Origin of the sequence: Bacteroides mediterraneensis (genome assembly GCF_025993685.1) — a bacterium.
GTDB classification, from domain to species: Bacteria; Bacteroidota; Bacteroidia; order Bacteroidales; family Bacteroidaceae; genus Phocaeicola; species Phocaeicola mediterraneensis_A.
This window is the reverse complement of the sequence record NZ_DAJPEN010000001.1, coordinates 4,217,604-4,243,947: the sequence shown is the minus strand read 5'-3', so window position 1 is coordinate 4,243,947 and position 26,344 is coordinate 4,217,604. Positions and strand designations below refer to the sequence as shown.

At 47.5% G+C, this 26,344-nt stretch carries 21 protein-coding genes and 7 tRNA genes; 2 read left to right on the top strand and 26 right to left on the bottom strand.

Annotated features, from left to right (window positions below):
• Nucleotides 1-2: 2 nt before the first annotated feature.
• The 16 genes from rpoB to rpsU form a co-directional block, all read right to left on the bottom strand.
• On the bottom strand, nucleotides 3-3,815 hold the full coding sequence (gene rpoB / locus OIM59_RS17995; protein ID WP_072541484.1) for a DNA-directed RNA polymerase subunit beta: 3,813 nt from the start codon (nucleotides 3,813-3,815) through the stop codon (nucleotides 3-5).
• A 159-nt stretch (nucleotides 3,816-3,974) separates the two neighbouring features.
• Complete coding sequence (gene rplL, locus OIM59_RS17990; RefSeq protein WP_007564160.1) at nucleotides 3,975-4,352, bottom strand: 50S ribosomal protein L7/L12; 378 nt, start codon at nucleotides 4,350-4,352, stop codon at nucleotides 3,975-3,977.
• 78 nt (nucleotides 4,353-4,430) lie between these two features.
• Nucleotides 4,431-4,946, bottom strand: coding sequence for a 50S ribosomal protein L10 (gene rplJ, locus OIM59_RS17985; protein WP_022354976.1), 516 nt, complete (start codon nucleotides 4,944-4,946; stop codon nucleotides 4,431-4,433).
• A 16-nt stretch (nucleotides 4,947-4,962) separates the two neighbouring features.
• Entirely contained in the window at nucleotides 4,963-5,661 is a 699-nt protein-coding gene (gene rplA, locus OIM59_RS17980) for a 50S ribosomal protein L1 (RefSeq protein ID WP_072541483.1), read from the bottom strand.
• 16 nt (nucleotides 5,662-5,677) lie between these two features.
• The gene (gene rplK / locus OIM59_RS17975; RefSeq protein WP_007564157.1) at nucleotides 5,678-6,121 is read right to left on the bottom strand and encodes a 50S ribosomal protein L11; all 444 of its coding nucleotides are present in this window, start codon (nucleotides 6,119-6,121) and stop codon (nucleotides 5,678-5,680) included.
• Nucleotides 6,122-6,183: 62 nt separating this feature from the next.
• Complete coding sequence (gene nusG / locus OIM59_RS17970) at nucleotides 6,184-6,726, bottom strand: transcription termination/antitermination protein NusG (RefSeq protein ID WP_072541482.1); 543 nt, start codon at nucleotides 6,724-6,726, stop codon at nucleotides 6,184-6,186.
• Nucleotides 6,727-6,741: 15 nt separating this feature from the next.
• On the bottom strand, nucleotides 6,742-6,936 hold the full coding sequence (gene secE, locus OIM59_RS17965; protein WP_072541481.1) for a preprotein translocase subunit SecE: 195 nt from the start codon (nucleotides 6,934-6,936) through the stop codon (nucleotides 6,742-6,744).
• A gap of 13 nt (nucleotides 6,937-6,949) precedes the next feature.
• A tRNA-Trp gene (locus OIM59_RS17960) sits at nucleotides 6,950-7,025 on the bottom strand.
• Between the two features lie 55 nt (nucleotides 7,026-7,080).
• Nucleotides 7,081-8,274 (bottom strand): elongation factor Tu, encoded by a 1,194-nt coding sequence (gene tuf, locus OIM59_RS17955; RefSeq protein WP_299169891.1) that lies wholly within the window; start codon nucleotides 8,272-8,274, stop codon nucleotides 7,081-7,083.
• Between the two features lie 47 nt (nucleotides 8,275-8,321).
• A tRNA-Thr gene (locus OIM59_RS17950) sits at nucleotides 8,322-8,393 on the bottom strand.
• A 15-nt stretch (nucleotides 8,394-8,408) separates the two neighbouring features.
• Nucleotides 8,409-8,481: transfer RNA gene (locus OIM59_RS17945), tRNA-Gly, on the bottom strand.
• An 8-nt stretch (nucleotides 8,482-8,489) separates the two neighbouring features.
• Nucleotides 8,490-8,572 (bottom strand) — tRNA-Tyr (locus OIM59_RS17940).
• A 41-nt stretch (nucleotides 8,573-8,613) separates the two neighbouring features.
• Nucleotides 8,614-8,687, bottom strand: a tRNA-Thr gene (locus OIM59_RS17935).
• Between the two features lie 97 nt (nucleotides 8,688-8,784).
• Nucleotides 8,785-9,084 (bottom strand): ribosome hibernation-promoting factor, HPF/YfiA family, encoded by a 300-nt coding sequence (gene raiA, locus OIM59_RS17930; protein ID WP_177866342.1) that lies wholly within the window; start codon nucleotides 9,082-9,084, stop codon nucleotides 8,785-8,787.
• A 16-nt stretch (nucleotides 9,085-9,100) separates the two neighbouring features.
• Complete coding sequence (locus OIM59_RS17925; protein WP_299172405.1) at nucleotides 9,101-9,982, bottom strand: tyrosine-type recombinase/integrase; 882 nt, start codon at nucleotides 9,980-9,982, stop codon at nucleotides 9,101-9,103.
• 73 nt (nucleotides 9,983-10,055) lie between these two features.
• Complete coding sequence (gene rpsU / locus OIM59_RS17920; protein ID WP_022353311.1) at nucleotides 10,056-10,247, bottom strand: 30S ribosomal protein S21; 192 nt, start codon at nucleotides 10,245-10,247, stop codon at nucleotides 10,056-10,058.
• A 204-nt stretch (nucleotides 10,248-10,451) separates the two neighbouring features.
• Here rpsU and OIM59_RS17915 point away from each other — a divergent pair, with 204 nt between their 5' ends.
• Nucleotides 10,452-12,230 (top strand): aminopeptidase P family protein, encoded by a 1,779-nt coding sequence (locus tag OIM59_RS17915; protein WP_303898005.1) that lies wholly within the window; start codon nucleotides 10,452-10,454, stop codon nucleotides 12,228-12,230.
• 89 nt (nucleotides 12,231-12,319) lie between these two features.
• Here the strand turns inward: OIM59_RS17915 and OIM59_RS17910 are convergent, their stop codons facing one another.
• The 9 genes from OIM59_RS17910 to OIM59_RS17870 form a co-directional block, all read right to left on the bottom strand.
• Entirely contained in the window at nucleotides 12,320-13,540 is a 1,221-nt protein-coding gene (locus tag OIM59_RS17910; protein ID WP_299172397.1) for an aminotransferase class V-fold PLP-dependent enzyme, read from the bottom strand.
• 38 nt (nucleotides 13,541-13,578) lie between these two features.
• On the bottom strand, nucleotides 13,579-14,922 hold the full coding sequence (gene sufD, locus OIM59_RS17905; protein ID WP_299172394.1) for a Fe-S cluster assembly protein SufD: 1,344 nt from the start codon (nucleotides 14,920-14,922) through the stop codon (nucleotides 13,579-13,581).
• Between the two features lie 2 nt (nucleotides 14,923-14,924).
• Nucleotides 14,925-15,677, bottom strand: coding sequence for a Fe-S cluster assembly ATPase SufC (sufC, locus tag OIM59_RS17900; RefSeq protein WP_303898002.1), 753 nt, complete (start codon nucleotides 15,675-15,677; stop codon nucleotides 14,925-14,927).
• A gap of 18 nt (nucleotides 15,678-15,695) precedes the next feature.
• The gene (gene sufB / locus OIM59_RS17895) at nucleotides 15,696-17,147 is read right to left on the bottom strand and encodes a Fe-S cluster assembly protein SufB (protein WP_299172391.1); all 1,452 of its coding nucleotides are present in this window, start codon (nucleotides 17,145-17,147) and stop codon (nucleotides 15,696-15,698) included.
• Nucleotide 17,148: 1 nt separating this feature from the next.
• Complete coding sequence (locus OIM59_RS17890; RefSeq protein ID WP_299172388.1) at nucleotides 17,149-17,667, bottom strand: CvpA family protein; 519 nt, start codon at nucleotides 17,665-17,667, stop codon at nucleotides 17,149-17,151.
• Nucleotides 17,668-17,799: 132 nt separating this feature from the next.
• Nucleotides 17,800-20,727 (bottom strand): translation initiation factor IF-2, encoded by a 2,928-nt coding sequence (gene infB, locus OIM59_RS17885; RefSeq protein ID WP_303897999.1) that lies wholly within the window; start codon nucleotides 20,725-20,727, stop codon nucleotides 17,800-17,802.
• A 105-nt stretch (nucleotides 20,728-20,832) separates the two neighbouring features.
• Nucleotides 20,833-22,092: a transcription termination factor NusA gene (gene nusA, locus OIM59_RS17880; RefSeq protein ID WP_177866334.1), complete on the bottom strand. Its 1,260-nt coding sequence runs from the start codon at nucleotides 22,090-22,092 to the stop codon at nucleotides 20,833-20,835.
• Nucleotides 22,093-22,094: 2 nt separating this feature from the next.
• Nucleotides 22,095-22,562: a ribosome assembly cofactor RimP gene (gene rimP, locus OIM59_RS17875; RefSeq protein WP_072541471.1), complete on the bottom strand. Its 468-nt coding sequence runs from the start codon at nucleotides 22,560-22,562 to the stop codon at nucleotides 22,095-22,097.
• 173 nt (nucleotides 22,563-22,735) lie between these two features.
• Nucleotides 22,736-22,808 (bottom strand) — tRNA-Pro (locus OIM59_RS17870).
• Nucleotides 22,809-22,971: 163 nt separating this feature from the next.
• Here OIM59_RS17870 and OIM59_RS17865 point away from each other — a divergent pair.
• A tRNA-Phe gene (locus OIM59_RS17865) sits at nucleotides 22,972-23,044 on the top strand.
• 88 nt (nucleotides 23,045-23,132) lie between these two features.
• Here the strand turns inward: OIM59_RS17865 and OIM59_RS17860 are convergent.
• On the bottom strand, nucleotides 23,133-26,339 hold the full coding sequence (locus OIM59_RS17860) for an efflux RND transporter permease subunit (protein WP_303897995.1): 3,207 nt from the start codon (nucleotides 26,337-26,339) through the stop codon (nucleotides 23,133-23,135).
• Nucleotides 26,340-26,344 lie beyond the last annotated feature (5 nt).

Below are 26,344 nucleotides of genomic sequence, written 5' to 3'. Positions count from 1 at the left end.
AGTTATTCCAGCGTAATGCTCAAGCACAGACCTCTAAGTTCGTGCAACAATACGTTGAGAGATTCAGGAATACCCGGAGTAGGCATTGGTTCACCTTTCACAATTGCTTCGTATGCCTTAGAACGTCCAACCACGTCATCCGACTTGATTGTCAGAATTTCCTGAAGTACATGAGCCGCACCGAAGGCTTCGATGGCCCAAACCTCCATTTCTCCGAAACGCTGACCACCGAACTGAGCTTTACCACCAAGCGGCTGCTGCGTAATCAAAGAGTACGGACCGATTGAACGGGCGTGCATCTTGTCTTCAACCATGTGACCCAGTTTCAACATGTAAGTCACACCTACCGTAGCCGGCTGGTCGAACTGTTCACCTGTACCACCATCATACAAATAAGTCTTGCAATAACGTGGCAGTCCGGCTTTGTCTGTCCATTTATCCAAATCTTCCAAGGTAGCACCATCAAAGATAGGAGTAGCAAACTTCACGCCCAATTCTTTTCCGGCACGTCCCAATACAGCTTCGAAAATCTGACCGATGTTCATACGAGAAGGCACACCCAACGGATTCAATACGATATCTACCGGAGTACCGTCAGCCAAGAACGGCATGTCTTCCTGACGTACTACACGTGAAACGATACCCTTGTTACCGTGACGACCGGCCATCTTATCACCGACACCAATCTTACGTTTCTTGGCGATGTAAACCTTCGCCATCTGAATAATACCTGAAGGCAGTTCGTCACCGATAGTCAACGCGAACTTCTTACGCTTCAGTTCGGCATCCAACTCCTTGTATTTCTTCAAATAATTCATGATAAGGTCACGGATCATGTCGTTCTTGTGCGCATCTGCTGTCCATTTGCTCAACTGAATCACAGTGTAATCCAATGACTCCAGATCATATTTAGTAAACTTGGCTCCTTTGGCAATGACTTCTGTTCCCAGATAATCTTTCACACCCTGAGAAACCTTATCGGCAGTCAAAACCAACAATTTGTCAATCAGGATAGTCTTCAGAGCCGCAGCTTTTTCTTCAAATTCTTCATTCAGTTTCGGCAGGATTGCCTTGTCTGCATTCTTTTCGCTACGTGTCTTGATTACACGTGAATACAGTTTCTTGCCGATAACCACACCACGCAGTGACGGAGAAGCCTTCAGAGAAGCATCCTTCACGTCGCCAGCCTTGTCACCAAAGATGGCGCGCAACAGTTTCTCTTCCGGAGAAGGATCTGATTCACCCTTCGGAGTAATCTTACCAATCAAGATGTCACCCGGTTCGATACGAGCACCGACACGTACGATACCGTTTTCATCCAAATCTTTGGTAGCTTCTTCGCTGACATTCGGAATATCAGAAGTCAGCTCTTCCATACCACGTTTGGTTTCACGTACTTCCAAGATATATTCATCCACATGTACAGAAGTCAGGATATCCTCACGTACCACACGTTCGTTCAAAACGATGGCATCCTCGTAATTGTAACCCTTCCACGGCATGTAAGCAACCAACAAGTTCTTACCCAAAGCCAGTTCACCGTTCGCAGTAGAGTAACCTTCAGTCAGGATATCACCCTTCTTCACGCGCTGTCCCTTGTTACAGATCGGGCGCAAGTCGATGGTCATGCTCTGGTTGGTCTTACGGAATTTCGGAATACGATATTCTTTCAACGCCGGTTCGAAGCTTACGAATTCTTCATCTTCCGTACGGTCATACAGAATACGGATAGTCGTTGCATCTACGAAGTCAACCACACCGTCACCTTCTGCGGCAATCTGCGTACGTGAATCTTCACACAACTGTTTTTCAATACCTGTACCCACAATCGGAGCTTCTGTCTTCAACAAAGGAACCGCCTGGCGCATCATGTTAGAACCCATCAATGCACGGTTCGCGTCATCGTGTTCCAAGAACGGAATCAAAGAAGCGGCGATAGAAGCAATCTGCTGAGGAGCCACGTCCATCAGTTCTACCTGGTCAGGTGTAACCACCGGATAATCGGCATCACGGCGTGCCTTTACTTTATCGCGGATGAATGTACCGTCATCGTTCAACGGTGCATTACCCTGTGCAATAATCTTGTCTTCCTCTTCCTCTGCAGAAAGGTATTCGATACCTTCATTTGACAAATCTACCACTCCGTCCTTCACCTTACGGTAAGGAGTCACGATGAATCCCAGTTCGTTAATCTTTGCATAGACACACAAAGAAGAAATCAAACCGATGTTCGGACCTTCAGGAGTTTCAATCGGACACAGACGACCATAGTGAGTGTAGTGTACGTCTCGCACCTCGAAACCGGCACGGTCACGTGACAAACCACCAGGACCCAAGGCAGACAAACGACGTTTGTGTGTAATTTCAGCCAGCGGGTTGGTCTGGTCCATGAACTGTGACAAGGCATTGGTACCGAAGAATGAGTTGATGACAGACGAAATTGTCTTCGCATTGATCAAGTCAATCGGAGTGAACACTTCGTTGTCGCGTACATTCATACGTTCACGAATCGTACGAGACATACGAGCTAGACCGATAGCGAACTGATTTGACAACTGCTCACCCACCGTACGAACACGACGGTTGCTCAAGTGGTCAATATCATCCACGTCTGCCTTTGAGTTAATCAACTCGATGAGATATTTGATAATCTCGATAATATCTTGTTTTGTCAACACTCTGACATCCATCGGAGTATCCAGATTCAACTTCTTGTTGATCCGGTAACGACCCACATCACCCAAATCGTAACGTTTTTCAGAGAAGAACAGGTTGTTGATTACCTCACGCGCACTTGCATCATCTGCAGGGTCTGCATTACGCAACTGACGATAGATATACAACACCGCTTCTTTTTCCGAGTTACTCGGGTCTTTCTGCAAAGTGTTGAAAATAATTGAATAATCGGAAGCATTCGCCTCTTCATTGTGAACGAGGATATTCTGTACACCCGATTCAATGATCAAGTCGATGTGTTCAGGTTCAATGACCGTCTCACGGTCGATAACCACCTCGTTACGTTCAATAGAAACTACTTCACCAGTATCTTCATCCACAAAATCTTCCGTCCATGTCTTCAACACACGGGCAGCCAGCTTACGTCCGATGATTTTCTTCAGGTTCGTCTTGTTAACCTTTACATCCTCAGCCAAGTTGAAAATTTCAAGGATGTCCTTGTCATTTTCAAATCCTACAGCTCTCAACAACGTAGTTACCGGAAGCTTCTTCTTACGGTCGATGTACGCATACATCACATTGTTGATATCCGTAGCGAACTCAATCCAAGATCCTTTGAATGGGATAATTCGGGCAGAATACAATTTCGTTCCATTCGCATGGATGCTTTGTCCAAAGAATACACCCGGTGAACGATGAAGCTGAGATACTACAACACGCTCTGCACCGTTAATGACGAAAGTGCCTTTCGGAGTCATATAAGGGATAGGACCCAGATACACATCCTGAATCACTGTATCAAAATCTTCGTGATCGGGGTCGGTACAATAAAGCTTCAGTTTGGCTTTCAAGGGAACACTATAAGTCAATCCACGTTCCAGACAATCGTCGATGGTATAGTGAGGCGGATCGATATAGTAGTCAAGGAACTCGAGCACGAAGTTGTTGCGTGTATCTGCAATCGGGAAATTTTCCGCAAATACCTTATACAAACCGTCGTTCTTTCGCTTTTCGGGTGGGGTATCTAATTGTAAGAAGTCCTGAAATGACTTCAACTGTACTTCCAGAAAATCCGGATACTGCATCGGATTCTTGATAGAAGCAAAATTAATTCGTTGATTTTGAGTTTCTGAAGACATCTGTATGGAGTTTAAAATGTAAAACCTAGGATAATTACAGTCGGGGAACTCTCACAGTTCCGACAATTGAAACCTAGTGAACTTAATATAGACGCAAAAAGGTTAAGAATCCTCTTTACAGAGGACTCTTAACCGAACTACCTGATTTACAGGATAATCTTATTTAAGTTCAACTTCAGCTCCAGCTTCTTCCAAAGTTTTCTTCAAAGATTCAGCTTCGTCTTTAGCCAAACCTTCTTTTACTGTGCTAGGAGCACCGTCAACCAAGTCTTTTGCTTCTTTCAAGCCAAGACCACAAGCTTCTTTCACTGCCTTAACAACCTGCAGTTTAGCAGCACCTGCGCTCTTCAAAACTACATCGAATGAAGTTTTTTCTTCAGCAGCAGCTGCACCAGCAGCAGCAGGACCAGCAGCAACAGCTACAGCTGCAGCAGCAGGTTCAATACCATATTCTTCTTTAAGGATAGTTGCAAGTTCATTAACTTCTTTTACTGTCAAGTTAACTAATTGTTCTGCAAAAGCTTTCAAATCTGCCATTTTTGTATGAAATTTAATTGTTTGTACTATTTAAATATTAAAGTTGTTTTGGTTTCTTGACTCATGCGCAGCGTGCCATTATTCTGCACGTTCTGCCAAAGTCTGAAGAACACCGTGAATGGTGTTGCCACCTGATTGAAGAGCCGAGATAACGTTCTTTGCAGGAGACTGCAGCAAAGCCACAATGTCTGCAATGACTTCGTTCTTGCTCTTGATTGTTGCGAGAGCTTCCAACTGATCTGCACCCACATAGAATCCTTCTTCTGCATAAGCAGCTTTCAGGGTCGGAACGCTGTCCTTATATTCCTTCAACAGTTTTGCAGGCACATTAGCTGTTTCGCAAAACATTACTGAAGTAGTACCCTTCAAAGAATCGAACAAGGGTGAGTAGTCTACATCCAAGCTCATCAAAGCTTTGTGAAGCAAAGAATTCTTCACAACCATCAGTTTGATACCTGCTTTGAAACATTTCTTACGAAGGTCACTGGTAGCAGCTGCATCCATTGCAGTTGTGTCTACCAAGTAAAAATGTCCGTATTGCTTTACGGTATCAGCCAACTGACCAATAATTACGCCTTTATCTTCCTTTCTCATGATTCCTCCTTAATTATTAGATTTCGTCTACTGATTTCGGGTCAATCTTGATACCCTTACTCATAGTACTTGAAAGATAAATACTCTTAATATAAGTACCTTTAGCTGTGGTCGGTTTCAGTTTGATGATAGTAGCGATAAATTCTTTCGCATTTTCACGGATCTGGTCAGCAGTGAAAGACACCTTACCGATTGAAGTATGAACGATACCGCTCTTGTCAACCTTAAAGTCAATCTTACCTTGCTTAACTTCCTTAACAGCTTTAGCTACATCCATAGTTACAGTACCGCTTTTCGGGTTCGGCATCAATCCACGAGGACCGAGCACACGACCCAGCGCACCAATCTTACCCATGATAGACGGCATAGTGATGATCACATCAATATCAGTCCATCCACCTTTGATCTTTTCAATATATTCATCAAGACCAACATAGTCAGCACCAGCTTCTTTTGCAGCAGCTTCAGCATCCGGTGTACACAGAACAAGCACACGTACCTGTTTACCTGTACCATGAGGAAGAGATACCACACCTCTTACCATCTGGTTAGCCTTACGAGGGTCTACACCTAAACGTACGTCAATATCTAATGAAGCGTCAAACTTGGTGAAAGTGATTTCCTTTACCAGTTCAGAAGCTTCCTTCAGTGAGTATGCTTTCCCTGCTTCAATCTTTTCTGCAGCCAACTTTTGATTTTTTGTCAGTTTACCCATTATCAATTGAAGTTAATTAGTTATTACCCGGGAAGTCACCTTTTACAGCGATACCCATACTTCTAGCTGTTCCTGCTACCATTGACATAGCAGATTCGATAGTAAAGCAGTTCAAGTCAACCATCTTATCCTGAGCGATTGCACGAATCTGATCCCAAGTCAGTTCAGCCACTTTCTTGCGGTTCGGTTCTGCAGATCCACTCTTGATTTTGGCAGCCTCAAGCAACTGAATAGCTACAGGAGGAGTTTTGATTACGAAATCAAAAGACTTGTCTGTGTAGTAGGTAATGATTACAGGTAATACCTTACCTGCCTTGTCCTGGGTTCTGGCGTTGAATTGCTTGCAAAATTCCATGATATTAATACCCTTAGAACCCAAAGCAGGTCCAACGGGAGGTGATGGATTTGCAGCGCCTCCTTTAATCTGTAATTTGATTAGTCCAGCAACTTCTTTAGCCATTTTCTTTTGTAATTTTTATATAAGTATTTAACGAATGGAACAACAGCACGTAACAAAATGCATTATTCCTTTTCTACATCCGTAAAGCCTAATTCCAACGGAGTTTTCCGTCCGAATATTTTGACCATTACTTTCAGTTTGCGTTTTTCCGCATTCACTTCTTCAATGAGTCCACTGAATCCGCTGAACGGTCCCACGCTAACTTTCACTGTTTCTCCAACGGTGTAAGGGATATTCAAGTCCTCACCACCTTCTTGAAGTTCATCCACCGTACCCAGAATACGATTCACTTCCGACTGTCTCAGAGGGACTGGATGATCCATTCCTCCTAGAAAGCCGATTACGTTCGGGGTGTTTCTCAAATGATGAGCCACCTCACCGACCAAAGCAGCTTCCACCAGCACATAACCAGGAAGGTAAGTTCTCTCTTTTACAATTTTCTTACCATTGCGAACCTGATATGTCTTTTCGGTAGGAATCAACACCTGAGATACATAATCGCCAAGGTTACCATGCTTGATGTCTGCATCAAGATATTCTTTTACCTTGCTCTCTTTTCCACTTACGGCACGCAATACGTACCATTTTTTTTCAATCTCAGACATTCTTTTTACTGTTTATTAGTGCGGATAGATAACATCTTCCATGATGAACTGGAAGGCAGAATCCATTAGAAAAACGACGAGTGCAATGAGGAGGGAAGCAGTTAAAACAACCACTGCACTGCTAGAAAGTTCTGAACGAGTAGGCCATGATACTTTATGGACTAGTTCGTCATAAGATTCCTTACAATAATTCGTTATCTTCTTAAACATATTCCTTTAATTTTGGCACGGGAAGAGAGACTCGAACTCCCGACACTCGGTTTTGGAGACCGATGCTCTACCAACTGAGCTATTCCCGTAAAAATAGTTCCCGAATGACTCCGGGAACTATTAAATATTTATTCAGAGATTGTATTAGTCGAGAAGTTCAGTAATCTGACCAGCACCTACTGTACGACCACCTTCACGGATAGCGAAGCGCAGACCTACGTTCAATGCAACCGGGTAAATCAATTCTACAGTGATTGTTACGTTATCACCCGGCATTACCATATCTGTACCTTCCGGCAAAGAGATTTCACCTGTACAGTCCATAGTACGCAGATAGAACTGAGGACGATATTTGTTGTGGAACGGAGTGTGACGACCACCTTCTTCTTTCTTCAGGATATAAACCTCAGCTTTGAATTTAGAGTGAGCTTTAACCTGACCCGGGTGACACAGAATCATACCACGTTTGATTTCGTTCTTATCGATACCACGAAGCAGCAAACCTACGTTATCACCAGCTTCACCTTCGTCCAAAATCTTACGGAACATTTCAACACCAGTTACAACTGATTTCTTATCTTCACCAAGACCCAAGATTTCAACTTCGTCACCAACTTTTACGCGACCAGCTTCGATACGTCCTGTTGCTACAGTACCACGACCTGTGATTGAGAATACGTCTTCAACCGGCATCAAGAAAGGTTTATCAACATCACGCGGAGGCAGAGGAATCCAGTTATCAACTGCGTCCATCAGTTCGATAATCTTATCTTCCCATTCTTTTACACCGTTCAATGCACCCAGTGCAGAACCGCGGATGATAGGAGTATTGTCACCGTCGAAATCATAGAATGACAGCAATTCGCGCATTTCCATTTCAACCAATTCCAACATTTCTTCATCATCAACCATATCACACTTGTTCAAGAATACAACCAAGCGCGGTACGTTTACCTGACGAGCCAACAAGATGTGTTCACGAGTCTGAGGCATCGGACCATCAGTTGCAGCAACTACGATGATCGCACCATCCATCTGAGCAGCACCAGTAACCATGTTCTTTACATAGTCGGCGTGTCCCGGACAGTCAACGTGAGCATAGTGACGATTTGCAGTTTCATACTCTACGTGAGAAGTATTGATGGTAATACCACGTTCCTTTTCTTCCGGAGCGTTATCAATCTGATCGAAAGACTTGATTTCGTCAGCTTTAGTGAAACCTCTTTCTGCCAATACTTTAGTAATAGCAGCAGTCAAAGTTGTTTTACCGTGGTCAACGTGACCAATCGTACCAATGTTCACATGCGGTTTGGTGCGTTCAAATTTCTCTTTAGCCATAGCTTTACTTATTTATTTTGATTAATAATCAGCTTTACAATTTCACGAGCTGTTACCGGGACTTGAACCCGGGACCTCTTCCTTACCAAGGAAGTGCTCTACCGCTGAGCTATAACAGCAAAAGAAGAAAAGAGAGCGGAAGACGGGACTCAAACCCGCGACCCTCAGCTTGGAAGGCTAATGCTCTATCAACTGAGCTACTTCCGCAAATCAAGTGGGCAAAGATGGATTCGAACCACCGAAGGCGTAAGCCAGCAGATTTACAGTCTGCCCCATTTGGCCACTCTGGTATTTGCCCCACTCTCAAGTTAGATGGTTAACACCACCTCTTTTTCTTCGAGCCTCTTGTCGGATTCGAACCAACGACCCCGAGATTACAAATCACGTGCTCTGGCCAACTGAGCTAAAGAGGCGAGGTTTAAAAAGCTTTGCAGCCGCTTTATTTTCCACGACTTAGCGGCTGCAAAGTTAGCTATTATTTTTTAATCACAAAACTTTTACGCAACTTTTTTATTTCCCTTGAAGTTTTTCTTTGGCTTTCATCAGTTGCTTAGACAGTGCATCCATGCACACGTCTATTGATTCTTCGAATGTATCACTTACTTTTTCTGCGTAAAACTCTGAATTAAGCGCCAAAATACGCACACCGGCCTCTTTATTCATCGCCGTTTCAGGTTTCACTACTTTCAAAGACACCTCTACTTTCTTTATATTGTCACAAAACTTCTCGAGCTTCTCGGCCTTCTTCTGAATAAAAGCCTCTAATCTTTCAGATGCATCGAAATGAATGGATTGAATTCTTACTTCCATAAAAACCTCCTTTTCTTTACGCTCTAGGATGAGCTTGTTCATAAACTTGTTTTAACTCCTCAAAAGTGGTATGCGTATACACCTCCGTTGTAGTCAAGCTTTCATGCCCCAACAACTCCTTCACAGCTTCCAGCTCTGCATGATGATTCAGCATCGTAGTTGCGAAGGTATGCCGCAGCACATGCGGGCTTTTCTTCTTCAGTGTCACCACCCTCGACAGGTATCGCTTCACAATATAGTTTACAGACGACGGAGACAATGGTTCTCCTTGTTTTCGGATGAAAAATGCCTCACACCCCCCTGCATAAAAACGATTTCTTTCTGCCAGATAAGACTCCAGCACCTCTTTCAGCCTAATCCCAAAAGGAATCAGACGCTGTTTGTTTCTTTTCCCCGTCACCTTTATCACAGAGGAAGAAAAGTCCACATCCGCATCCTTTAAAGCAATCAATTCCGCCCGACGGATTCCTGTTGAATAAAACACCTCCAGCATCGTCCTGTCACGAATTCCTTCAAAGGTTTGTGCAAAGCCATCTTCTTCAAGTAACGAATCCATATCTTCATCCCTCAAGAAAACCGGCAATGGCTTCTTCTTCTTCGGACCTACCACTTTCGCAGCCGGGTCCACCGCTACCGCCTTTTGGCGCAACAGATAGCGATAAAATGACCGGAGCGAACTCAGCTTCCTGTTCACCGTTGTTTCTGCACAACTTTCTTCCATCAACGAGAATACCCATCCACGGATTAAATCTGCATCCACTTTTGTGAAATCAAGTTCCTCATCCACCCCTTTGAAATATGCTTCAAATTCGTCCAGATCTGTTCCGTAACTTATAATCGTTTTCTCCGAATAGTTCCTTTCGAAAAGAAGATACTTCAGAAAAGAATCTTTCCACATAGAGACATCGCTTTTATTCTCAGCAACGAATTTATGAAAAAGAATTCAATAATTCAAATGTTTCGTGAAATTATTAATCTTCGTTCTGATGCATTTTCTGAACGTAAATCGCACGTTCCATTTTAAGTCTCTTCAAAACAGACGGTTTGTCATACTGCTGTCTGCTTCTCAGTTCTTTTACAACACCTGTTTTTTCAAATTTTCTTTTGAATTTCTTCAGCGCTTTTTCAATGTTTTCGCCTTCTTTTACTGGTACTACAATCATGTTTTTAAAATTAAGTATGTTGTTATTAAATTATTCCGTAGTCAATTTGCGGCGCAAAATTACACATACTTTCTTTATTTACAAAACTTTCCAGTATATTTTATTCAAAAATCGAAGATTAAGAATACACTGAAGCGTCCCTTTCTGACAGATTTATTATTTTTGCCTGATAGGTTTATACTTTTTATTTAATTCATTTACACCATGAATCTTATAGCTGAAAGAATTAAATCCTTACGCCAGCAAATGGCTGCGGAAGGAATTTCCGCCTTTATCGTTCCCAGTACTGACCCTCATTCGGGCGAATATGTGCCGGCACATTGGGAAAGCCGGAAATGGATATCCGGCTTCACTGGTTCCGCCGGTACTGCAGTCATCACCCTCTCCGACGGTGGATTATGGACTGATTCCCGTTATTTTCTGCAAGCGGCCGACCAACTTCAAGGAAGCGGTCTTACCTTATTCAAAGACCGACTGCCGGAAACACCCTCCATTGCCGAATGGCTGGGAAGTGTATTGAAAACAGGCGACAAGGTCGGTATTGACGGATGGGTCAACAGTATTTCCGAAGCCATGCAGCTGAAAAAGGCTCTTCAATCATACGGGTTGGAACTGGTAACCGTGGACGACCCGTTCCATACGCTATGGAAAGACCGTCCTTCCCTGCCCCTCGACCCTCCTTTTATTCTTCCTCTGGAATACAGCGGCGAACCGTGCAAGCAGAAAATCGGCCGGATAAGAAAGGTTCTCCAAGAGGAAGGGGCAAAAGGTCTGTTGATTTCAGCCTTGGATGAAATTGCCTGGGTCTTGAACATGAGAGGCACGGACGTACATTGCAACCCGGTCTTCGTCGGCTACCTGTTGATTACAGCTGATGCTGCTACCCTCTATATTCATCCCGACAAGCTGACAGCAGAGACCCGCAGCTATCTGACTGAAAACCAGATACAGGCCAAAGGATATTCCCAGGTGGCCCAAGACTTGGAAGAATATAAGGAAGAAAATCTGCAACTGTCTGGTTCTACCAATTATGCACTATATCAGGCAGCCAGCCTCCACAGCAAAGTCCTGCTCCACGATTCTCCGGTTTTATATATGAAGGCCATCAAGAACGAGACTGAAATTGCCGGTTTCCATCAGGCCATGCTCCGCGACGGTGTAGCCATGGTGAATTTCCTTTGCTGGCTGGAAGAAGCGGTAAAGAGCGGAAAAGAAACTGAAATCACTATCGATCGGAAACTGTATGCTTTCCGCGCGGCTCAAAAGGATTTCAAGGGCATCAGCTTCGATACGATTGCCGGCTATCAGGCACACGGAGCCATCGTACATTATGAAGCGACAGAGGAAACAGCCGCCACGCTGCAGCCGGAAGGATTCTTGTTGCTCGACAGCGGAGCGCAATACTTGGACGGTACCACCGACATCACCCGCACCATCTCCCTAGGCCCCGTCACCGAAGACCAGAAAAAAGACTATACCTTGATTTTGAAAGGATTCATCCAGCTTTCCATGGCACACTTCCCGTATGGCACTTGCGGCACGCAACTGGATGTGCTGGCTCGTCAGTTCATTTGGAAGGCAGGTATGAACTACGGACACGGAACGGGTCATGGAGTAGGGCATTTCCTCAACGTACACGAAGGGCCTCATCAGTTCCGCATGAACCACATGCCGGCCCTGCTCCTGCCGGGGATGACGGTGACCAACGAACCGGGCGTGTACAAAGCCGGACGCTACGGGGTACGTACAGAAAACACCATGCTGATAGTCAAAGACCAGACTACTGAATTTGGAGAGTTCTACAAATTCGAACCGCTCACTCTGTGTCCGATTGACCTCAAGCCGCTCTTACCGGAATTACTCAGTCCGGAAGAAAAGGAATGGTTGAACAGCTATCACCAGCAAGTGTACACATCACTCTCTCCGTTCCTGTCTCAGGAACAAAAAGAATGGCTGGCAAAAGCCACGATGGCTGTCCGCTGACAGCCCCACATAAAAAAATCTCCCGACCGATTTTCCTTTCTAAGAAAACCAGCCGGGAGATTTTATTTTTTCATTCAAGACTTCTTCACTCAAGCAAACATCTGGCTCACACGCTGAATGCCTGCCACCAGGGCATCTACTTCTTCTTTAGTATTATACAAGCCGAAAGAAGCACGTACGGTACCTTCAATGCCTAATCTATGCATCAACGGTTCCGCACAGTGATGTCCGGTACGTACGGCAATCCCCAAACGGTCGAGCAGCGTACCCATATCAAAATGATGGATGTCACCCACCAGGAATGAAATGACACCACCTTTCTGCTCCGCTTCTCCAAAAATCCGCATGCCCGGGATTTCCTTCAAGCGTTTCATTGCATACTGGGTCAGTTCGTGCTCATAGGCTGCAATATGGTCCATGCCGATGGCCGACACGTAATCCAACGCTTTTGCCAATGCCGTAGAACCAATATAGTCTGGTGTACCTGCCTCAAACTTGAACGGAAGCTCATTAAAGGTCGTCTTTTCAAACGACACATTCTTGATCATCTCCCCTCCTCCCTGATAAGGAGGCAGTTTCTCCAGCCAGGCTTCCTTTCCATAAAGTACACCGATTCCCGTAGGGCCATACACCTTATGTCCGCTGAACACATAAAAATCGACATCCAGTGCCTGCACGTCCACTGTCATGTGAGGAATACTCTGTGCACCGTCCACCAGTACAGGAACCCCCTGTGAATGGGCAAAGTCAATGATTTCCTTCACCGGATTGATGGTACCCAGCACATTCGACACGTGCGCCACGGAAACCAGCTTCGTCTTTTCCGAGAAAAGTTTCTTGTACTCATCCAGCAACAGTTCACCGCGGTCGTTCATCGGAATTACTTTCAGCACAATCCCCTTCCGGACTGCCTGAAGCTGCCATGAAACAATATTGCTGTGATGCTCCATGACTGAAACAATCACCTCGTCGCCTTCTTTCATCTGGCTGTCCACAAAGGAAGAAGCCACCAGATTGATGCTCTCGGTCGTTCCACGCGTAAAGACAATCTCCGAGGTGCTGCGCGCATGGATGAACTTACGCACGGTCTCGCGCGAAGCCTCATGCAGGTTCGTGGCCTGCTGGGAAAGGAAATGTACCCCACGATGCACGTTGGCATTCACCGAATAATATTCGTCTGTAATGGATTCCACCACACAACGAGGTTTCTGGGTAGTGGCTCCGTTATCCAGATAAATCAGCGGCTTTCCATACACGGTCCGTGAAAGGATGGGGAAATCTTCCCTTATCTTGTTGACATCGTACTGCATAAATTCTCGCTTAAATATAATTATATTCGTCTGTCCCTTTATTTACAGATGGCACATCCCTGACATTTGTTCAGTTCACCACGGAAGCGTTTCTCTACCAACAGATGCAGGCGGTCTTTCAACGCATCCATACGGATATGGTCAATCACCTCGTTCACAAACGCAAACATCAGCAACAGGCGGGCTTCTTTCAGACTGATGCCTCGCTGCTGCATATAGAACAGGGCATTCTCATCCAGCTGGCCCACTGTAGCTCCATGCGAACATTTCACATCGTCGGCATAAATCTCCAACTGTGGCTGAGTATACATCCGTGCTTCACGGGTAGCACACAGGTTCCGGTTGGTCTGCTGGGAAGAAGTATGCTGCGCACCTTCACGAACCAGCACTTTTCCGGCAAATGCACCTACAGCCTGGTCATCAAGCACATATTTAAACAGCTCATTGCTGGTACAGTCGGACACCTTGTGGTCGATGAAAGTATTGTTATCCACCTGCTCATTCGCGTCGGCAATGGCCATTCCGCACAAGTTGATTTCCGCTCCTTTTCCGGCCAGCGTAACTTCCGTCGTATTGCGGGTGGTTCCGTTGTGCAGGGTCATTCCGTTCAACAGCACATTGCTTCCGGCCTCCTGATGTACATACAGGTTGCTGAAGCGCACCGTACTGTTATGGGTTTCTTCCAGCTCATACAGGTCGAACACCGAATTTTCTCCGGCAAAGACTTCCACCACTTGAGTAGAAAGGAAGTTCACATTGTCCATGGCATGGTCACATACCAACAGCTTGGCCTGTGCACCTTCTTCCAGAATAATCAGCACCCGACGGTTCACCATAAAGTCCACGTCCGCACGCAGGATGTTCACCAGCTGTATCGGACGTTCCACTACTACGTTTTTCGGCACATACATACACACGCCGTCCTGAGCAAACATGGTATTGAAGGCAGCCAGCGCATCTTTCGACGTGTCGGCCAGCTTTCCGTAATACTTTTTCACCAGTTCCGGATGCTGCTCGGCCATGTCTTTCAGACTACCGAAGTACACCCCCTCCGGCAACTGGGCAGAAGGATGCACATGTTTGTCAAACGCATCGTTCACCACGAAATAGAGCGACGTACTCATGTTGGGCACATCACACTTGAACACTTCATACGGATTGACCGGAATCTCCAGCCGGTTCAGGTTCAGTCCATAATTCGGAGCAAAATACTTGCCTACCTCCGTGTATTTATACTTTTCCTGCTTACGAGTGGGAAAGCCCAGCTGTTCAAAGTCGGCAAAAGCTTTGGCACGAGGCGCATTCAGCACCTCCGCACTCTGCCGACAAATCATCGCCTCGCATTGCGTGAAAAGGTCTATGTATTGCTGTTCTGCTTTCATGCTTATTCTCCCAGTTCTTTCTTAATCCAATCGTAACCTTTTTCTTCCAGTTCCAGTGCCAGTTCAGGACCTGCCGTTTTCACGATACGGCCTTTGTAAAGCACATGCACGATATCCGGCTTGATGTAGTCGAGCAGACGCTGATAGTGCGTAATCACGATGCAGCTGGTTTCCGGAGTTTTCAACTTGTTCACTCCTTCAGCCACAATGCGCAGAGCGTCGATGTCCAATCCGGAGTCCGTTTCATCCAGAATGCTCAGCTTCGGCTCCAGCATGGCCATCTGGAAAATCTCATTCCGCTTCTTCTCTCCACCTGAGAAACCTTCATTCACGGAACGGTTGGCCAGCTTGCTGTCCAGTTCTACAATTTCTCTTTTCTGACGCATCAGTTTCAGGAACTCGCTGGCAGTCAGTGCCGGAAGTCCCTTGTACTTTCGCTGCTCATTGACTGCCGCACGCATGAAGTTCACCATGCTGACACCCGGAATCTCCACCGGATACTGGAACGACAGGAACAATCCTTCGTGGCTGCGGTCGGCCGGAGTCAAGGCCAGCAAATCCTTGCCGTCGAAAGTCACCGAACCTTTTGTAACTTCGTAAGCCGGATGTCCCACCAGAACATTGCTCAACGTACTCTTTCCTGAACCGTTCGGTCCCATAATCGCATGAACTTCTCCCGACTTCACGGTCAGGTTAATTCCTTTCAATATCTCTTTGCCATTGATGCTGGCATGTAAATTCTTTATCTCTAACATAATACTTTAATTTTATATTTATCCCACACTGCCTTCCAACGATACAGACAGCAATTTCTGCGCCTCTACAGCAAACTCCATCGGCAATTTATTGAGCACTTCCTTTGCATAGCCGTTCACAATCAGCCCCACGGCATCCTCGGTAGAGATTCCTCGCTGGTTGCAATAGAAAATCTGGTCTTCCGAAATCTTCGAAGTAGTTGCCTCATGTTCCACTACTGCCGTCTCATTGTGAATATCCATATAAGGGAAAGTATGTGCCCCGCACTGACTACCCAGCAGCAAAGAATCACACTGACTGTAGTTTCTGGCGTTGTCCGCCTTTTCCGACACACGCACCAGTCCCCGGTAAGAATTCTGGCTCTTTCCGGCACTGATACCCTTGCTCACAATCGTAGAACGGGTATTCTTGCCCAAGTGAATCATCTTGGTACCCGTATCGGCCTGCTGATAGTTATTGGTCACGGCCACGGAATAGAACTCTGCCGTAGAATTATCCCCGCTTAAGATACAGCTCGGATATTTCCACGTAATGGCAGAACCCGTTTCCACCTGCGTCCAGGAAAGTTTGCTGTCTACCCCTTTGCAGTTGCCTCGCTTGGTCACAAAGTTATACACACCTCCCTTGCCTTCCGCATCTCCCGGATACCAGTTCTGCACCGTAGAATATTTCACTTCCGCACGGTCGAGCACCACAATCTCCACGATAGCGGCATGGAGCTGGTTTTCGTCACGCATCGGCGCCGTACAGCCTTCCAGATAGGACACGTAACTGTCGTCGTCGGCTACAATCAGGGTGCGTTCAAACTGCCCCGTATTGGCTGCATTGATACGGAAATAAGTAGACAGCTCCATCGGACAACGTACTCCTTTCGGGATGTACACAAACGACCCGTCACTGAACACCGCCGAATTCAATGCGGCAAAAAAGTTATCCCGATAGCCCACCACCGAGCCCAGATATTTCTTCACCAAATCCGGGTGTTCACGCACCGCTTCACTGATAGAGCAGAAAATAATGCCTTTTTCCATCAGCGTTTCCTTAAAAGTGGTCTTTACAGACACCGAGTCCATGACCGCATCCACGGCCATACCGCTCAGGGCCATCCGTTCCTCCAACGGAATACCCAGTTTGTCGAAAGTCTTCAACAGTTCCGGGTCCACTTCATCCAAGCTTTTGGGCCCGTCTTTCTTCTTCGTCGGGTCTGCATAATATGAAATGGCCTGATAATCTATCTCCGGAATATTCAAATGTGCCCATGTAGGCATTTCCAGCGTCTGCCAGTAGCGGAACGCCTTCAATCGGAACTCCAGCAGCCAGTCTGGCTCTCCCTTTTTGGAAGAAATCAGCCGCACGACCTCCTCATTCAGTCCCTTCTCTATGATATCTGTGTGTACGTCCGTAGTGAAGCCATATTTGTACTTCTCCTGCGTCAGTTCCTTCACATATTTGTTGGGTTCTAATTGCATATCAAATCTGATTATTATCTGTTTCTATAAATTTCTCTCTTAGGTTTTCTATCACCGGATAAAAGAAGCCCGAAAAATCCTTTATCGGATAATATAACAACGAACTCCTTTTAGTGGTTGAATGTATTAAGTTATCTTTAGAGTCTGCAAAATCGATAAAATGAATGACCAGGCTGACTATCAGGGCATATTTAAGCCCCCCAAGTACGGCTCCCAGCCAGCGGTTGACAAAACCCAGCCTTGCCCAATCCACTATCCTGGTCAATGCCGAAGCAAACAGAGACAACACCAGCGGCACCACCAACCCAATCAGCAGGAAGGCCAATATCTGCCCGAAAGTCACGGACGTTCCAACCTTCACTGCCAACTGTTCGCCCAAGCTGGCAAACAAGGCACGTGCCACCAGCAATCCGGCCACCAGCCCCACAATGGAAGCCAGCTGTTTGAAGAAGCCCTTCATGAAACCTGAAATAGCTCCCATTGCCAGTACCGCTACTATTATCCAGTCAAGTGTCTCCATCCCTACGCATAAATCAACAAACAAAGCGAAGAACTTGTGCCCATACCTGATGGGTGAATACAAGATTCTTCGCTTTGCTCTGAATGACAAATGTATTTATTTGCACCCAAACAATGGTCAGACGCTATGTCTTTACAATGTCTGCTTTACTTCCACTTCTTCGTATGTTTCAATCACGTCACCTACCTTCAGGTCATTGCAGTTCGTCAAGCTGATACCGCATTCAAAGTTGGTACCCACTTCCTTCACATCGTCCTTGAAACGTTTCAGGGCATTGATTGAACCCGTAAAGATGACGATACCGTCGCGAATCAAACGGGCTTTGTCGCTACGTTTCACCTTACCGGTCTTTACTACCGCACCAGCTACCATACCCACCTTACTGATATTGAACACTTCGCGTACTTCGATAGTAGCAGTCACCTGTTCTTTCAAGGTCGGAGCCAACATACCTTCCATGGCCGACTTCACTTCTTCAATCGCATCGTAAATAATAGAATACTTGCGGATATCCACACCTTCCTGTTCAGCCAGTTTCGCGGCATTTCCTGACGGACGAACCTGGAAGCCTACGATAATGGCATTGGAAGCGGCAGCCAATGACACATCCGATTCGGAAATCTGTCCCACGCCTTTGTGGATGACATTCACCTGAATCTGTTCAGTAGACAGTTTGATCAACGAATCGCTCAAGGCTTCTACAGAACCGTCCACGTCACCTTTCACAATGACATTCAGCTCGTGGAAATCACCCAGTGCCAGACGGCGGCCCACTTCGTCAAGAGTCAGCATCTTCTGGGTACGTAAGCCCTGTTCACGCTGCAACTGTTCACGCTTGTTCGCAATCTCACGGGCTTCCTGGTCTGTGTCAAACACATGGAATGTATCACCCGCAGCCGGCGCACCGTTCAATCCCAGAATCAGCACCGGTTCAGAAGGACCGGCTTCTTTCATGCGCTGGTTACGTTCGTTGAACATCGCCTTTACCTTACCGTATGAAGTTCCGGCCAGCACAATATCGCCTACATGCAAGGTCCCGTTGGAAACCAGCACAGTAGCCACATAGCCACGTCCCTTGTCCAAAGAAGATTCAATGATGGAACCTGTAGCCTTCCGGTTCGGATTAGCTTTCAAATCCAGCATTTCGGCTTCCAGCAACACTTTTTCCAGCAATTCGTGTACACCCGTACCCTTCTTTGCCGAGATATCCTGTGACTGGTACTTTCCACCCCATTCTTCCACCAGGAAGTTCATGGCAGCCAGTTCTTCCTTGATTCGGTCCGGATTGGCATTCGGCTTATCAATCTTATTGATGGCAAACACGATAGGCACACCTGCCGCCATGGCATGGTTGATGGCCTCTTTGGTCTGCGGCATCACGTTGTCATCGGCAGCTACGATAATGATTACCACGTCGGTCACCTTCGCACCACGGGCACGCATGGCCGTAAAGGCTTCGTGTCCCGGCGTATCCAAGAAAGTGATACGACGTCCGTCTTCCAGTTTCACGTTATAGGCACCGATATGCTGGGTAATACCACCGGCTTCACCGGCAATTACATTCGCCTTACGGATGTAGTCCAGCAAAGAAGTCTTACCGTGGTCTACATGTCCCATCACCGTCACAATCGGTGCACGCGGCTGCAAGTCTTCTTCGGCATCGGCCTCTTCTTCTACGGCCTGTGCCACTTCGGCGCTCACATATTCTGTCTTAAATCCAAATTCTTCGGCTACCAGGTTGATGGTTTCCGCATCCAGACGCTGGTTGATAGACACCATGATACCCACGCTCATACAAGTAGAGATAACTTGCGTAACAGGTACGTCCATCATATTGGCCAGCTCGTTGGCCGTCACGAATTCCGTCAGCTTCAATACCTTGCTTTCTTCCTGTTCCAGTTCTTCCTGTTCCAGCTGGCGGTTCTGGATATTCTCACGTTTTTCCTTACGGTACTTGGCAGCCTTGTTCTTTCCTTTGTTGGTCAGGCGGGCAAGCGTTTCCTTCACCTGTTTAGCTACATCCTCATCGCTGACCTCCTGTTTTACCACCGGTTTCTTGAAACGGTCCTTGTTATGCTTTCCGCCTTGTGACTGGTTCTGGTTCGACTTGCCACCCTTCTCATTGCGTGGAGCACCACCTACATTGGCCGAAGCATTGTTGATGTCTACACGTTCCTTGTTGATCCGGTTACGTTTTTTCTTTTTCGAAGCCTCATCGTTCAGGCCACCCTTGTCTGTTTTATCATCACTTTTCCGGATTTCCTTGATAATGGCATCTTTCATTTGCTTGCGCTGTTCCTGGCGCAACTTATCCTTTTCCTCTCTCTCTTTCTTCTTCTCCTCCTTCGATTTCTTCTTCGGGCGGGTTGACTGGTTCAATGCAGCCAAATCGATTTGGCCTACTACATTAATCTTTGATTTAAATTCTGTCGGGCGAATTTTAAAAACTTCGTCTTCTTTATTTTCCTGAACGGATTGTTGTTTTTTTTCTTCTTCCATCGGCGCTGATTTCAATTCTTCTGCCTTTATCTCCGGCTGTTTCGTTTCTTCTTTTTCTACTTGCTGAGGTTGCTGGGGGGTAGAAACTTCCACCGTTTCCACCTTTTCCACTTTCTCTACCTCAGGTTCTTTATTTTCAGGTTCTGGCTTAGCTGGCCCTTCCTGCGCGGCAGGAACTTCAGCAGGCTCAACCACAGCCGGTTTCTTTTTTCTCTTCAGGGTATCCAAGTCTATCTTTCCTACAGGCTTGAATTTAGGGCGCACATCATCCGGAACCACTGTCTCTATCACCTCCGTTTTTTTCAGTTCCGGGTGGATATCTTCGATAGAAACAGAAGCCTTGTTTCGGTCTTTATTTTGCCGCTCCTGAATAATTTTCTCCGACTCTATTTTCAAATCTTTGTCCTTGCTGAACTCTTTCACCAGCACAGCATACTGTTCCTCGGTAATTTTGGTATTTGGATTAGCCTCGACCGTATAGCCTTTTTTCTGCAAAAAGTCTACCACCGTGGTTATTCCGACATTCAAATCTCTTGTTACTTTATTCAATCTTATAGTCATAATTCATCACATTTTAATAGAGTTCAGGGGAAATATTATATCAGTCACAGATAAATAAGCAGACGAGAATGAAATTCATTCTCCTCTGTTTACCGCTTCAAAGCGTTATTCCTCAAACTCTGCTTTTAAAATTCTCAGGACATCGTCCACCGTATTTTCTTCCAGGTCTGCCTTTTCAATCAACATCTCACGCGGAGCATTCAATACCCCCTTCGCTGTATCGATGCCGATACCCTTGATGGCATTGATAACCCACTCATCGATTTCATCCTTGAACTCATCCAAGTAGATATCCTCGTCGGTACCTGCATCCTCGCCCAGTTCACGATATACGTCAATCGTGTATTCTGTCAGCATGCTGGCCAACTTGATGTTCAATCCGCCTTTACCAATGGCCAAAGACACTTCTTCCGGCTTCAGATAAACTTCAGCTCTCTTTTCATCCTCGTGCATAACGATGGAAGAAACTTTAGCCGGGCTCAAGGCACGCTGGATAAACAGCTGCGTATTGGATGTATAGTTAATGACATCGATATTTTCGTTACGCAGTTCACGGACGATACCATGAATACGGGAACCCTTCACACCTACACAAGCACCTACCGGATCAATCCGTTCGTCGTATGACTCTACGGCAATCTTGGCACGTTCACCCGGGATACGGGCAATTTTCTTGATGGTAATCAGCCCGTCGTTGATTTCAGGTACTTCCTGTTCGAACAAGCGCTGCAGGAACACCGGAGAAGTACGGCTCAAAATAATCTTCGGATTGTTGTTCTTGTTGTCCACACGGGCTACCACAGCACGGGCTGTTTCTCCCTTCCGATAAAAATCGCTCGGAATCTGTTCTGTCTTCGGCAACAGCAGTTCGTTACCTTCATCGTCCAGCAACAGGATTTCCTTCTTCCATATCTGATAAACTTCCGCACTGATGACGGTACCCACTTTATCAATATATTTGTTGTACAAGCTGTCTTTTTCCAGTTCCAGAATCTTCGAAGCCAGTGTCTGGCGAAGATTCAGAATCGCGCGGCGGCCGAATTTCTCAAAAATCACTTCATCGGTCACTTCCTCACCCACCTCGTATGATGCATCAATCTTACGTGCTTCCGACAGAGTAATCTGCAGGTTGGGATTCGTCAGTTCGTCATCTGCCACCACTTCACGGTTACGCCAGATTTCAAAGTCCCCCTTATCCGGATTTACAATCACATCATAGTTTTCATCTGTACCGAACATCTTCGCAATCACGCTGCGGAATGATTCTTCCAACACGCTCACCATGGTGGTGCGGTCAATATTCTTCAACTCCTTAAATTCCGAGAATGTGTCAATCAAGCTGACTGTTTCTTCTTTTTTGGCCATAATTATTTAAAGCTAATTAAGTATTTGGTGTATTTTATCTCATCATACGTAAAAGTTACATTCTGTTCCACCAGCTTCGGGCGTTTGGCTCCTTCCGGTTTTACCTTCACCTCTACCGTAAGGGTAAAGTTCTCTTCATTGGCATCCGTCAGCACGCCGGTCCATTTCTTGCCGGACTTGTCCATCACTTCGACCTCGCATCCCACATGGGCCAGATACTGCTGCAGGACCTTGAACGGCTGACCGATTCCCGCAGAACCGACCTCCAGTTCGTAATCTTCTTCTTCACGACTTAATTTTGACTCGATGTAACGACTCAATTCCACACAGTCGTCTATCCACACGCCCTCTGCGTGGTCGATTTCCACTACAATCTTGTCATCGGGGCTCACATTCACGTCGACCAGGAAATAGCTTTTGTCTGCCAGCCATTCCTCTACAATCCGAGCTACAACGTTTTTATCTATCATGTATTAACTATTAAGAACAAAAAAAGGAGCTTAATCGCCCCTCCACCTTTTTCATCCAATCACTTGCAAAGATATAAATAATCTCATGTCACACAAAATAATCACCGAATTATTTATACAGGGAGAGTAGTATGAAAAAGCGGCAAATGATAAAAATCATCTGCCGCTTTTCGTCGGAATGAGGCGACTCGAACGCCCGACCCCTACGTCCCGAACGTAGTGCGCTACCAACTGCGCTACATTCCGATTGCAACGTTTGTTTGTCGTTTGCGGTTGCAAAGGTAGATATAATTTTAATACCTGCAAAAGAAAAACGGTTTTTTTTCATAAAAAATTATTTTTTCTCTTTTTCGCCCCGATTATTTTGGAGATTCAAGTTTTTGACCTATCTTTGCACACGCAAAACCACGGTGCCATAGCTCAGTTGGTAGAGCAAAGGACTGAAAATCCTTGTGTCACTGGTTCGATTCCCGTTGGCACCACTTTTAACAATGAAAAATCATGAAAACCGCTGAATACAGTTATTCAGCGGTTTTTTTCTTTTACAAATAATAAAACTTATATTTGATACTATTTCCTTTTTCTCCGTATGTTTTTCCGAATCGTACCCGACACGCTCAATACCGGCAGATAGATAAAGATACCGATCACCGACATCACCAGTCCGCCGATGGTTCCGGCGGCCAGCGGGAACCAGAACGGTGTCTTCTCGCCTATCATGAACGGCACGAATCCGAGGATGGTCGACATCACCGTCAGGAAGATGGGAATGACCTTCACGTTCCAGGCCTTGGTATAGGCCCTCAGCGGTGACAGTCCCGGAAAATTCCTGCGGATGGCATTATACTCGTTCAGGATGTAGATGCTTGCGTTCACCGTAATGCCGCACAGCAGCACGAAGGAAGCGAAACCTCCCTGGTCGAAGTTCAGGCCGAACAGATAGAACGTGAGGAACACCCCGATATACGACACCGGAATCACGAAGATGATGGCCAGCGGCTGGCTCAGCGAGTTGAAGAGGATGGCCGAAATGAAGAAGATGATGGAAATGACAATCAGCAGCAGGAAATACTGGCTGTGGTCTTCCTTCCCCCAGCTCCAGTAGGCACTGTCACTCTCCACGGTATACCCCATCGGAAGGCGTTTCCGGAGGGTCTCGATGTCCTTCTCCAGCAGTTTCTTGCCCTGTTCCGACGACCCGATGTACTCATATTGCAGGCAGAGCCTGTACTGCTGGTTCTCCTTGGCCACCTGTTTCGGGGCCTGCCCCTTCGCCAGCACGGCCAGGTCGGAGAGCTTGTACTGCTTGCCCTTCACCAGGAACGGCACCGACATGAAAGCCCATACATCATAGTCCCGGCTCTGGGCGGACGACAGCCGCAGATACTCCACGCCGTTGTCGTAAAGGATGCTGCCCGCCAGCTGGTCGCGCATGAATACCGGACGCAGCACCGCAAACAGGTCGTAGGCCGTCAGGTTCTCCTCCGCCATCCTGCGCTTGTCAAACTCCAGATAGAACTCCGTATAGTCGTCCTTCCACCACGAGAACTCCGAGCTGACGGTCACCTCCTTGATGCGGCGGTGGGAAAGCAGCAGCTTCTTCATCTCCTCCGCCCAGCGGCCCAGCTCGTCGTAGTTGTAGCCGTACATCTTTACGCGGAAGCTGCCGGCACTCTCCCGCACGTCGTTGCTGAAGCCCTGGTCCTGCAGCCCGTACACGCTCCAGCTTCCACCGCCCAGGGTCAGCGACTTGCTCACCACGTCCGACTTCAGCACGTAGGGAAAGCCCGTATGGCCGTACTCCTTCCTGAAGAACACCTGGATGCTCGCCCGGCGCGCATTGTACACCGATGTCTGGAACTGGCGTATCTCCTTGAACCCGCTCAGGTAGGTCTCCATCTTCTTGATCAGCACGTTCATCTGCTCCAGCGTACTGCCGTTGGGAAGGGTGGCGTTGATATACAGCACCACCTCGCTCTCGTCACGGTTGAAGTAGCTGCCGTCGTACACCTTCTCGGCAAAAAGACGGAGAGAACCGCCCAGCACCTTGTCCACTACAGGCTTGATGTCTTCCCGGCAGGCCGTATTGTCGAAAATCTTATTATACCACTCCGCCCAGGCTCCTTTCTGCTCCGCGTCCTCTATCTTCTCCGGGAGCATGAATACCGGAAGTCCGAAACCGAGCACCAGCAGAAGGAAGGCGACCGCCCGATAGCGGCTCAGCAGCACGACCATCCCCCGGTAAAAGCGGGTGAAATGCACGGCCCCCCGCTTCACCCACAGCCGCGGATGCGCCGGCTTTCCCCTTTGCAGACCGGTTTTCTCTATCATCGGAGGCACGAAGAACAGGGCCACCAGCAGCGAGATGCCCAGGTTGACAATCACCACCGCCGCAAAGTCCTGCAGGTTCAGGCGTATCTTCTCGTCGAGGAAGAAGATGATGACCAGCGCCCCGATGGTGGTCAGCGTGGCCGCCAGCACCGACATGAACGCCTTCAGGTTGCGCCTTCTCAGGATATGGTCGGTCATGACGATGATGTTGTCTATCACCAGGTTCAGCGAGATGGTGATGCCCGCCAGCGAATAAAGCTGGATTTCCAGCCCCAGCGCATAATACAGGATGACGGCCACGGCAATGTTCACCGCCAGCCCGGCCACTATCAGGAAGAGATACCGCAGGTTGCGCGTAATCACCGCCACGAACAGCAGCAGGATCAGCACGGTGATTCCCGTACGGAAATAAATCGTGTCCAGCTCCTTCGAGATGTATTCCGTGGCATCATAGCCCGTATGGATTTCGTACCCGGCCGGCATCACGGCCTCCGCTTCGGCTATCACCTTCCTGACCTTCTCCGCCAGGGCCAGCTGGTTGGCCGTTTCCGAGGCGGTGACGGACAGATACACCGAGTTCAGCCCGTTGATGCGGTAGTACGATGTGGGCTCCTCCTCCGTGCGCGTCACCCTGACCAGCCGGTCCAGCGGCACCATGCTCCCGTCGGCCGCCTTCACCGCAATCTCCGAGGGGACAAACCCCTCCGGACTGCCTTCGGTGGTACGCACCAGCCGTATCCATTCCGTCCCGCGGGCCGTCTCCAGCTCACAAATCCCCAGAAACTCACGGCCGTACCTTTCCTCAATGGCGGTCAGGATATCCTGTACCCCCACCCCGATGCGCTCCAGCTGCACATTGTCGTACACGATGCGCCACTCCATGGGCGTGGCACCGCTCAGCTCCACCTTATACACCCCGTCCAATGCCGCAACCAGCGGCTTGATGTGCTCCTCGCCATACTTCTGTATCACGATGGGCGTGGCGGGAGCGTTCAGCGTGTAGGTCATGAAAGGACGCGAGGCGTTCCCGTCGCTCCGCTGCGTGGAGATGAGCGGATAGCTCACCCCTTCAGGAAGCTGCGTCCACAACTGCCGGATAAGGGTGGACACCTCAAAGCGGGTCACCCCGATATCCGCATGGCGGTCCAGCTCCATGTCGATGCGCCCGCCCCCGTTGTCGGAAGTGGAACTGATGCTACGGATGCCGTTCACCCGGGCCAGCATGCCCTCCAGACGGCTGGTGACCTCCGTCTCCACCACCCGGGCCGAATTGCCAGGCATGGAGAACGACACCGACAGCCCCGGCATGTCGCGCGAAGGCGAGAGCTTCACCGGCAGCAGAGGCGCCAGCGCCAGTCCCACCAGCGACAGGCACACGAACGTCACTATCAGGGTGAACGACGACCAGACCAGCGGCCGGCCTTCTGTTTTCTCTTTCCTGCTCATGGCCC